Annotated in this window: 6 protein-coding genes; 2 read left to right on the top strand and 4 right to left on the bottom strand. The window is 73.3% G+C overall.

The features are described 5' to 3' along the window. Positions 1 to 187: 187 nt before the first annotated feature. Positions 188 to 556, bottom strand: coding sequence for an ANTAR domain-containing protein (locus tag ABT300_RS24515; RefSeq protein ID WP_351679416.1), 369 nt, complete (start codon positions 554 to 556; stop codon positions 188 to 190). 271 nt (positions 557 to 827) lie between these two features. Here ABT300_RS24515 and ABT300_RS24510 point away from each other — a divergent pair, with 271 nt between their 5' ends. After that, a complete protein-coding gene (locus ABT300_RS24510; protein ID WP_351679413.1) occupies positions 828 to 1,778 on the top strand; it encodes a helix-turn-helix transcriptional regulator in 951 nt (316 codons plus the stop codon). 31 nt (positions 1,779 to 1,809) lie between these two features. Here the strand turns inward: ABT300_RS24510 and gap are convergent, their stop codons facing one another. Together gap and ABT300_RS24500 are read right to left on the bottom strand one after the other, a co-directional pair. Then, positions 1,810 to 2,808 (bottom strand): type I glyceraldehyde-3-phosphate dehydrogenase, encoded by a 999-nt coding sequence (gene gap, locus ABT300_RS24505; RefSeq protein WP_351679410.1) that lies wholly within the window; start codon positions 2,806 to 2,808, stop codon positions 1,810 to 1,812. Positions 2,809 to 2,994: 186 nt separating this feature from the next. Then, positions 2,995 to 3,951, bottom strand: coding sequence for a GlxA family transcriptional regulator (locus tag ABT300_RS24500; RefSeq protein ID WP_351679407.1), 957 nt, complete (start codon positions 3,949 to 3,951; stop codon positions 2,995 to 2,997). Between the two features lie 174 nt (positions 3,952 to 4,125). On the opposite strand from ABT300_RS24500, the gene ABT300_RS24495 reads away from it, so the two are divergent. Then, entirely contained in the window at positions 4,126 to 4,974 is an 849-nt protein-coding gene (locus ABT300_RS24495; RefSeq protein ID WP_351679405.1) for a pectate lyase, read from the top strand. Positions 4,975 to 5,026: 52 nt separating this feature from the next. On the opposite strand, the gene ABT300_RS24490 is transcribed toward ABT300_RS24495, so the two are convergent. Beyond that, positions 5,027 to 6,688, bottom strand: a complete 1,662-nt coding sequence (locus ABT300_RS24490; protein ID WP_351679402.1) for a sigma-70 family RNA polymerase sigma factor — start codon at positions 6,686 to 6,688, stop codon at positions 5,027 to 5,029. Between the last annotated feature and the right edge of the window lie 283 nt (positions 6,689 to 6,971).

Genomic DNA, 6,971 nt, shown 5'->3' with positions numbered 1-6,971 from the left:
GGGTGCCGGCCGGCGCCGCACCACCAGCGCGCCGCCGGCCGCCACGACCGTTCCTTCTTCGCCCACTGTCCCGTCGCCTCCGCAGCTCGCCCCGGACCGCCTCGGACGACCCGGACGCCTCCCGGCCCGGTCCTGGCGGACATGGCCGAGGATGTCAGAGACGGCCAGGCTCCGCAGGGGCGAGGGCTCACCCCCGGCCGACGGAGGGCTGCTCGGCCGCGGGTTCCCCGGCCGCCTCACCCGGGCCGCCGCCGACCCTGACCCGCTCCCGGGCGCGGCCCACGGCGGCGCGCATCGCGGGGCGGATCTCGTCGGGCATGCGGCCGCTCTCCACCCAGCGCAGCACCAGTCGGGCGACCTCGCGCAACTTGACGTTGGTGTGCTGGGAGACCTCCTTCAGGACGTCCCAGCTCTCCTGCGACGGAAGCCGGCACACCGCCGCGATCACACCGATCGCCTGGTCGATGACGGCGTGCGAGGTCACGGCATGGCGAAGCTGCTCCACTTCCTGCTCGAGTGCGGCCACTCTCCGGACGAGTTCGTCGTTCTCCGACATGCGAGGTCGCTCTTCCTCCTCAGCCCCCGTCAGACGCCTGTACGCAGACGAACGCCTGCGTCGTGGGACGTCCGCGAGCGCGACGTCGTCACCAGCGTGAGCGCCCGGACCCCTCCCGCACGATCCCGTAAACGAACGACGTCGACGACGGCAGTCCGCACGACGAAAAGAACACACCCTCCACGCGTCCCCCACAGGCATCCAGAAGCCTGCTCGGGGCAGACGTAGTGTGGGCAGGGCAGATCGCTCGGCGGCGAGGGGATCGGAGCGCATGAACACGCTCACTTTCGACAGTGACGACCTGGAGCTGACGGAGGACTTCCTCAGCCGCGCCTACGCCGCCATGCGCATCGGCAGCAGCACCCCGCAGACCAGCAGGGCGCGGATCAGCCGCGGCGACCTCGGTCCGGTGACCGTCGACGAACTCGACCTCGACTTCGAGATGAGCTACGCCGTCACACCGCTCGGCCGGATCTGTCTGTGCGTCGTGCACGAGGGCACGATCCGCGACCACGTCTACCCGGGCGTGGAGGACTCCTTCGGCCCGGGCGACGTGGTCTCCTTCGCGCCGCCGACGCAGTCCTACGCGGGCCGCATCTGCCGCGCCCGCTACAACATCACGATGCTGGACCCCGATCTGCTCGACCATGTGGCGGGCGCCGCGACCACCGGGCCCGTGCGACTGACCGGGCACCGGCCGCACTCACCCGAGGCGGGCAGACGCCTGCGGGACACGATCTCCTACCTGCGCGACCACATCCTGGCCGACCCGGCGCTCGCCGAGCAGCCGCTGATCGCGTCGACGGCCTCCCAGCACCTGGCCGCGAGCGTGCTCGCCGCGTTCCCCAACACGGCGCTGACCGACCCCACGGCCGCCGACCGGCGCGACGCGCATCCGGACACCCTGCGCCGCGCACTGGCGTACATCGACGACCACGCCGACCAGCCGATCACCGTCGCCGACATCGCCGAGGCGGCGCATGTCACGGTCCGCGCGCTCCAGTACGCCTTCCGGCGTCACCTCGACAGCACCCCGCTGGAGTACGTGCGCGGCGTCCGGCTGTCCCACGCCCACCGGGACCTGCTGGCCGCCGCCCCGCAGGAGGGGGCGACGGTCACCGCGATCGCGGCCCGCTGGGGCTTCCACCACCCGGGCCGCTTCGCCGCGCTCTACCGCGAGACCTATCTGCGCAGCCCAAACCAGACCCTCCAGGGCGGCTGACCGGTCCGGACCGGCGTTCGCCCGTCGGAGGTCAGCGGGCGGCGAGGAGTTCGAGGGTGTCGATCACGCGGTTGGAGAACCCCCACTCGTTGTCGTACCAGGCGACCACCTTGACGTGGCGGCCTTCGACGCGCGTCAGAGCAGAGTCGAAGATCGACGACGCCGGGTTGCCGGTGATGTCGGACGACACCAGCGCGTCCTGCGAGTACTCGAGGACGCCGGCGAGCGGACCCTCGGCCGCGGCGCGGTAGGCCGCCAGCACCTCGTCGCGCGTCACGTCGCGGGCGACGGTCGTGTTCAGCTCGACGATCGACCCCACCGGAACCGGCACCCTGATCGAGTCGCCGGACAGCTTGCCGTCGAGGTTCGGCAGCACGAGCCCGATCGCCTTGGCGGCGCCCGTCGTGGTCGGGACGATGTTGACGCCGGCGGCACGGGCGCGGCGCGGGTCGCGGTGCGGTCCGTCCTGGAGGTTCTGCTCCTGCGTGTAGGCGTGCACGGTCGTCATGAAGCCGTGCTCGATCCCGGCGAGGTCGTCGAGGACGGCGGCCAGCGGGGCGAGCGCGTTGGTGGTGCAGGACGCGTTCGAGACGATCGTGTGCAGCTCGGGGTCGTAGGCGTCGGTGTTGACGCCGTAGGCGAGGGTGACGTCGGCGCCGTCGGAGGGCGCGCTGACGAGCACCTTGCGCGCGCCCGCGTCGAGATGGGCGCGGGCGGCCTTGGCGGAGGTGAAGCGGCCGGTCGCCTCCAGCACGATGTCGACGTCGAGTTCGGCCCACGGCAGCTGCGCCGGCTCGCGCTCGGCGAGCACCGCGATGCGGCGGCCGTCGACGACGAGGGCACCGTCCTCGACGGTGACCGGACGGCCGAGCCGGCCGGACGTGGAGTCGAAGGCCAGCAGCCGCGCTAGGGCGGTGGGCTCGGTGAGGTCGTTGACGGCGACGATCTCGAGGTCGCTGTCGCGTTCGAGGAGCGCGCGCAGCACGTTGCGTCCGATGCGGCCGAATCCGTTGACGGCGATGCGAGTCATGAGTGGTGTCCCTTCGTTTCCCCCTCAGCCTCGCGCGGGGCGGACGGCGGCGGCCACGGCGTGAGCGCCACGGTTCGAAAGGATCCCGCCAGCCGCGCGGACGGCTCGGCTCGACTCGGCGCGACTCAGCGCGGCTCGGCGTGACTCAGCTCGACTCGACTCGGCGCCGCTCGCCCGGGAGTACGGCTATTCGCCCCGGGTGAAGGTGCGCCGGTACTCGCTCGGCGTCGTGCCCAGGATCTGCTGGAAGTGCGTCCGCAGGTTCGCACCGGTGCCGAGCCCGACGTCGTTCGCGATCTGCTCGACCCCGCGCTCGGAGCGTTCGAGCAGCTCACGGGCCGCGTCGATCCGGGCCCGCATGATCCACTGCATCGGGGTGTACCCGGTGTCCTCGACGAAGCGCCGCGAGAACGTGCGCTCGGAGACCGCCGCGTGGCGGGCCATCGCATCGAGGGTCAGGGGCTCGTCGAGCCGGTGCAGCGCCCACTCGCGGGTGGCCGCGAACCGCTCGCCCAGCGGCTCCGGCACGCTGCGGGGCACGTACTGCGCCTGGCCGCCGCTGCGGTAGGGGGCCGCGACCAGCCGCCGGGCCGCGTGGTTGGAGGCCGCCACCCCGAGGTCGCGGCGCAGGACGTGCAGACAGAGGTCGATGCCGGAGGCGGCGCCGGCCGAGGTGAGCACGCTGCCCTCGTCGACGAAGAGGACGTTCTCGTCGACCCTGACGCGCGGATGCCTCGCGGCGAGGGCCCGGGCGTAGTGCCAGTGCGTCGTGGCGCGACGGCCGTCGAGCAGGCCGGTGGCGGCGAGCGCGAACGCGCCGGTCGAGATGGCGGCGAGCCGCGCGCCCCGGGCGTGGGCGGCGACCAGCGCGTCGACGACGGCCTGCGGCGGGTCGTCGCGGTCCGGGAAGCGGTAGCCGGGGATGAAGACGACGTCGGCCCAGTCGAGGGCCTCCAGGCCGTGGGCGACGTAGTACGAGAGTCCGTCGCCGCCGCTCACCGGGCCGGGCGCCGCACCGCAGACGCGGACCTCGTACGGCATGCTCGCGCGGGTGGTGAAGACCTGCGCGGGGATGCCGACGTCGAGGGGCTTCGCTCCGTCGAGCACGAGCACGGCGACGCGCCGGAGGCGGGAGGACGACATTCGCCACAGCGTACGGGGCGGGCGTCGGGACGCGCGTTCGCGCGGCCCGCGGGGGCGGCGGACGGCGTCGTACGGCGTCATGCGAGGGGGCGCCTGCGAGGGAAAGGGCGGTGAACACGTCCGAGGCCGTGCGCGTATGGCTTCTCGACGGTTCGTGGAAAGGCGCGGTGCTCAGTGAACGCTCATTCTCCCCACTCCGGTCACCGCAGGCGTCAGAACCGGACCCCGCTGATCGCCGCCGCCGCAGCCGGCGTCCTCGCGGTCACGCTGGCGGCGCAGGCCGCCCTCGCGAGCGGCGAACCGGGGGCGAGGGCCGAACCGGCCGGCGCCCACGTCATCGCCGTACCGCGGGCCGCAGGCGAGGTGCGGCTGACCTCGACGCGGCGGATCACCGGCGTCCTGGACGGCGCGCGGACCCGGTTCACCGGAGCCGGCGCCCTGGGCGGGGACGGTCGGCGGCAGAGCCGTGAACCGCTGTTCGAGCTGGCGGACGGCGCCGTCCTCAAGAACGTCATCCTGGGCGCTCCGGCCGCCGACGGCGTCCACTGCCTGGGCAGTTGCACCTTGGAGAACGTGTACTGGGAGGACGTCGGCGAGGACGCGGCCGCCTTCCTCGGCACGTCCCCGGACGCCGTGTACACGGTCAGGGGCGGCGGCGCGGCCGGTGCGGCGGGCAGGGTGTTCCGGTTCGACGGGGCCGGCACGCTGGCCGTGCGCGACTTCACCGTGGCCGGCTTCGGGGAGCTGGTGCGCTCCTGCGGCGACTGCGCCGAGCAGTTCCGTCGGGACGTGGTGCTGGAGGACGTCACGGCCATCGCCCCCGGCGGCGAACTGGTCGGCGTCAACGCCGACTTCGGTGACACGGCCCGGCTGAGCGGTGTCACCGTGGTCGGCGACCCGGGCCGGGACATCGTGCCCTGCCAGAGGTTCGCGGGGGTGACGGCCGACGGGCCGGCGAAGCTCGAAGCCGGACCCGACGGGGTGAACTGTCTCTTCGAGGAGTCCGACGTCACCTTCCGGTGAGGCCGCGCACACGGTCCGCCGGGCGCCCGGTCACGCCGCACCCCGTCACCCGTCACAGCTTGGTGCCGAAGTTCTGCGTCCACCACGGGCCGCCGGCGCCGTCGTGGATGCCGACGCCGATGTTCTTGAAGTCGCAGTTGAGGATGTTGGCGCGGTGCCCGGGGCTGTTCATCCAGGACGTCATCACCGACTGGGCCGTCTGCTGCCCCTTGGCTATGTTCTCGCCGTACGTGGACCAGCGGTAGCCGGCGGCGGTGATGCGACTGCCGGGGTCGGCGCCGTCGGGGTTGGTGTGGTCGAAGAAGTCGCGCGCGGCCATGTCGTCCGAGTGGCCCTGGGCGGACTTGTGCAGCAGCGCGTCTCCCGTGAGGGGGCCGCAGCCCGCGGCCGCCCGTTCCTTGTTGACCAGGGCGATCACCTGACTCTCGCGGTCGGACGGACCCGACTGCGTGAACGGCGTCTTCGAGCCGGACCGCTGCGCGCCGGCGGCCGGCTTCACCGGCGTCTTCGCCGGGGCTTCGCGGGAGGCGCGCGCCCTCGGCGAGGCGCTCGCGGCCGGCGACTTCGACGCCGACGGCGAGGACGGGGCAGAGGCCGTCGGGGACGGCGAGGGCGAGGAACTCGCGCGGTCGGCGTCCGGTGAGGGCCGGTCGGAGACGAGGGCGTCGTCCACGGGCTGCACCGCGGTGCTCCGTCCGGACCCCGTGTCCGGCTGCGTCCCGAAGTAGTAGATCCCGCCGCCCGCCACGCACGCGGCCACCACCGCACCGCCGACCGCCCGCCGCCGCGTGCGCCGCCGGCGGCGGGCCGCGGTGCGGGAGACGGTGCGGTCGCCGAGGCCGCGGCGCCCGGTCCCCGCGATCACGGTGGGGTCCCCGTCCGTGGACGGCGGGGCGGCCGAGGCGGCCAGGCCGACGGTGTCGGCCACGCCCGGCGTCTTCGCCAGGAGCGCGGACGACACCCCGACCAGGGCCAGCCCGGCCAGCAGTCCCTCCGCGGGCAGCAGGCCGCTCCACAGGCCCGCGCACCGGGCGCAGCCGCGTGCGTGGCGGGCGATGCGCTTGCGCCACAACGCCGAGGGCCGGCCGTCGAAGCCCGCGAGGGCGCCCCGCAGTTCCGCGCACGGCGGCTGGGCGTCCAGTGCCCGCACCACCACTCGCGCCGCCTCCAACTGCGCCTTCATCCGCTGCACGCGCACGGCCGTGTGCTGCGGTGTCAGCGTCAGGGCGTCGGCGATCTCGGCGCGGGTCAGCTCGCCGGCGCACTCCAGCCACCACAGGGACAGCAGGCCGCGGTCCTCGGGCTCCAGCCAGCGCGTGGCGCGCGCGGTCTCCTGGCGCTGGCCGGACAACTGCAGCTGCACGATGGTCAGGTCCACGAAGTCGGCGCCCGGATCGGCCACCTCGTCGGCTTCCTCCATGCCGCCCTGCGCGGGCTGGAGGCGGTTGAAGTGGGCGCGGACCTGGTTCATCGCGATGGCCACCAGCCAGGAGCGGAAGCTCTCGGGCGACCTCAGCGTGCTCAGCGAGTCGAGGGCGCGCAGCATGGTGTCCTGCACGACGTCGTCCACGTCCACCGAACCGTTCAGCGCCCGGCCCACGATGTTGTAGACCAGTGGGAGGTAGGCGCCGACGAGCGCGTCCTGAGCCGTCTGGTCGCCCTCCCGGGCAGCCTTCACCAGCTCCGTCGCGTCCACCGTGTGCCGTTCGCTCATTGCTGCTTCCCTGTCCTCGACTCCGAACGATGCTGTCCCTCACTTCGGGGATCTCCGCGGGAGCACCGGATAACGGTTCTTCGGAAAAACGTGCGAGGAGAGAGTCGCCGCTCGGGCGGCGCCCGCGCAATGGAGGCGGTCACACAGCGGCGGGCGGACCGGGAACGGACAGTGCCGCGACGCCGCCGCCGGGCGGCGGACGCGGAATTGACCGGCGAGGAGTGCTGGCACCGATCGGCAAATGAAGTTAGGCTTACCTAAGTTCATCGAACGCGTCGTCAAG

This window comes from Streptomyces sp. NPDC001027, assembly GCF_040299045.1.
Classification (GTDB): Bacteria; Actinomycetota; Actinomycetes; order Streptomycetales; family Streptomycetaceae; genus Streptomyces.
This window is presented reverse-complemented; position numbering and strand designations above follow the sequence as displayed.